The following is a 2,978-nucleotide window of genomic DNA, read 5'->3' on the forward strand; positions in this document are numbered from 1 at the left end:
GATATGATAGTGCATTATTGTAGATTCTACCCCAGTGATATTGCACCAGAGAAGTTTATTATAGTTGGACCAACAGGAAAACCTTTAACACGCCAACAGGGTTGGAACATTGTAAAAAAATATGTAGGAACACACCCACACGCACTCCGGCACACTTTCGCAACCCTTTTATTGGAACAGGAAAAGGATATTAGAACAGTACAGGAGGCACTTGGACATAAGACTATTACCAGTACTCAGATATATGCAGAGATTACTAACACAAAAAGGAGAAAAGCAATAGAAAGATTGGAACATAACCTTATAGGAGGTGAGCAATTATGATGAGATGTATATATCGGGGACATTATTGGATTTACATTGCACCCTCTGGATTAAAAGGAATCTGGAGAGTAAAAATCTACAACCCACGCAACACCAGAGAAATAGAATTTGATACTGGAAAGTTAAATATCAAGCCATTGTTAAATTATATTCAGGAAGGTGGAAAAATAAAGAGACTGGAGACGAGAGCATGAAGATACCTAAATTTCCAAATATCTTATTCTATGGACCAGCAGGAGTAGGCAAGAGTAAGCTTGTAGAGTTAACTTATAAAAGATTTCAAATTGAGTTATGGGCTAATACAAGATTAATTACTACAACCCCAGGGCAATTGAAGAATTTACGAGTAGTCAACGATTTAATGAAACGGATTGCACAGATGCAGAAAGACGGCACCTATGTTTTTCTCTTTATAGATGAAATACACGGACTATCACACAATAGCTTAGTGGAAGAAGCCTTGTATTCCGCTATGCAGGATGGGGAATATCATATCTTAGAGGATGGCAAAGATACTGTCTTGAAGCTACCCCTCTTAACTTTTGCTGGAGCGACAACGAATCCAGCATTATTAAGCGAACCGTTAAGACACAGATTTCAAATCGAAGTAGAGTTATTCACTTATTCAGAGGAAGAATTACAACAGCAACCCCTGAACACAACGCATTGGGACCAATATATAGGGCAGAATCACGCAAAACAATTGATTGAATACTATATACAGGCGATTAAGCTATCCATAGAGGAAGGAGACTTAGATATTGTAATTACACCAGAAGCAAACTCTTATGCCTCACAATATAAATTCACAGATGGGAGAGCGAGGAAAAGATTAAGACTCTTAAAACTTGCAATTATACGAGCTATGGCAGAAAATAGAAGAGATGCAGATGGCAACATATTAGTGTTAAGGGAAGATGTAAACGAAGTGCGAAAACTGTTGGGAATTGATGAAGACGGATTAACAAATGCACACAGACGAGTACTCCAATTCTTAGCCTCTATACCACCGCATTATAAAGCGAGACAGGATACTGTTATCAATGTCTGTAAGTTAACCAAAGATGAATATAGAGAGGATATACAACCCAAATTGATAGAGAATGGATGGCTGGAAACGAGAGGGGGTCAGGCACTTACTGAACTGGGGAAAGAATATTGTAGAATAAGAGGCTGGCTTAAAAGTTTACCTCAACCCGATGAAAAAATAATACAGGATGAAAACGATATAAGCGATTTTGATAAATTGTTAGAGAAATTGACAGGAGACAAGGATGACAAAGACGATAACTAAAGCAATAGGATATGCGAGAGTCTCTACAGGGGAGCAGGAATCCATACCCGACCAGATAGAATGGATCACTCAGACTGCACATCAAAAACATATTGAGCTTGTAGCTATTTATTCAGAAGTAGCTCACCGTGATACATTAGAAGGTAGACCAGTAATGCAGAAGCTCCTTCAGGATATACAGAATGGTAGTGATGTAGATTGTATTATTGCGTTCCGCTTAGACAGAATTTCAGGCAGTATAGAAGATGCAATAAAGATTGAGAAAATCTTGCGTAAAGCAGGAATAGAGTATATCATTACTTCAGAAGGTTTGTTCCAACCCGGTAGTCTTCTAACAAGGTTAAAGTGGGTGATAAGTGAAGACGAATTAAAGATTATAAAACAGAGACAGAGATTGGGAATTGAACGAATCAAAAGGGAGGGTAAACTGACGGGTGGAATCCCCGATGGTTATAAGTATGATCCATTATCTGATGTTAATCCCGTCATAGACAAAGAACGAGCCCCCATAGTGTTAGAAGTCTTGAATACTTATTTAAAATATCCACCCACAAAGGCAGTTAAAGTTTTAAATGAAAAAATCTCCGAAGGGATTGTGCCGAAAAAAGCGAAAGTCTGGACTGTACGCATTCTCCAGCGATATGTTTCACAAAAGCGGTTATACTTTTATGCGGGTAAACGCTTGTATAATGATGAAATTATAGAATGTGAATGGCAACCCCTGATTGATGACGAATTCTTAGAAAAATTACTTGTGGTTAAAATGATGAGAAAGGGTAGAGGCACAAGCCAACTCCATTATGATAATAAGCCAAAGTATCTATTAACAGGAATGGGGAAGCTAATATGTGGCTATTGTGGTCATGCTATGTCAAGTCATAAATCCGTGAGAAAAAGAAAGGATGGAAGCGTAAGGGTAGATTTATATTACATCTGCCCATCTTTAAAGGGATTATGGCCTTGTAAGGCAACCCGTTTTCACCAGATGAAGCGAATAGATGATTTAGTCTTAGAAGCCGTATTTAAACGGTTTATCAAAGTATGGAAGCACAAAAGGGAAGCATTAAAACGGTCTCTCTTGGCAGAAAATCAATCCGTTAAAGCAGAATCCGAACGGATAATGCAAGAGATTAATCGGCTTAAAGAAGAAAATACTAAATATATTGAAGCCATTAAAACAATCAAGCACCTTAGAGCCATTAAACAGATAGCTAAAAAAATAGAAAGCAATGAACGAAGAATCATATCCTTAGAGAATACTCATAAAGATTTACTGGCCAAATTACACGGGATACACCCCAAAACTCAAATACTTGACATTGCAAATCTTACACTTGATAATTTTAATGTATGGCCATTG

The 2,978-nt window shown here is 37.6% G+C and carries 4 protein-coding genes; all 4 read left to right on the forward strand.

Going from position 1 to position 2,978, the window contains the following annotated elements; genetic code table 11:
• Positions 1-324 (forward strand): tyrosine-type recombinase/integrase (locus J7J33_02595; protein ID MCD6168180.1); only part of this gene is annotated, 324 nt, incomplete at its 5' end.
• The gene (locus tag J7J33_02600; GenBank protein ID MCD6168181.1) at positions 321-518 is read left to right on the forward strand and encodes a hypothetical protein; all 198 of its coding nucleotides are present in this window, start codon (positions 321-323) and stop codon (positions 516-518) included. The genes J7J33_02595 and J7J33_02600, both read left to right, overlap by 4 nt.
• Positions 515-1,618 (forward strand): AAA family ATPase, encoded by a 1,104-nt coding sequence (locus J7J33_02605; protein ID MCD6168182.1) that lies wholly within the window; start codon positions 515-517, stop codon positions 1,616-1,618. Before J7J33_02600 ends, J7J33_02605 begins: the two co-directional genes overlap by 4 nt.
• Positions 1,599-2,978, forward strand: a 1,380-nt coding sequence (locus J7J33_02610; protein ID MCD6168183.1) for a recombinase family protein, incomplete at its 3' end; no start/stop codon positions are given. The genes J7J33_02605 and J7J33_02610, both read left to right, overlap by 20 nt.

It is taken from the genome of Caldisericia bacterium (assembly GCA_021158845.1).
GTDB lineage: Bacteria > Caldisericota > Caldisericia > B22-G15 > B22-G15 > B22-G15.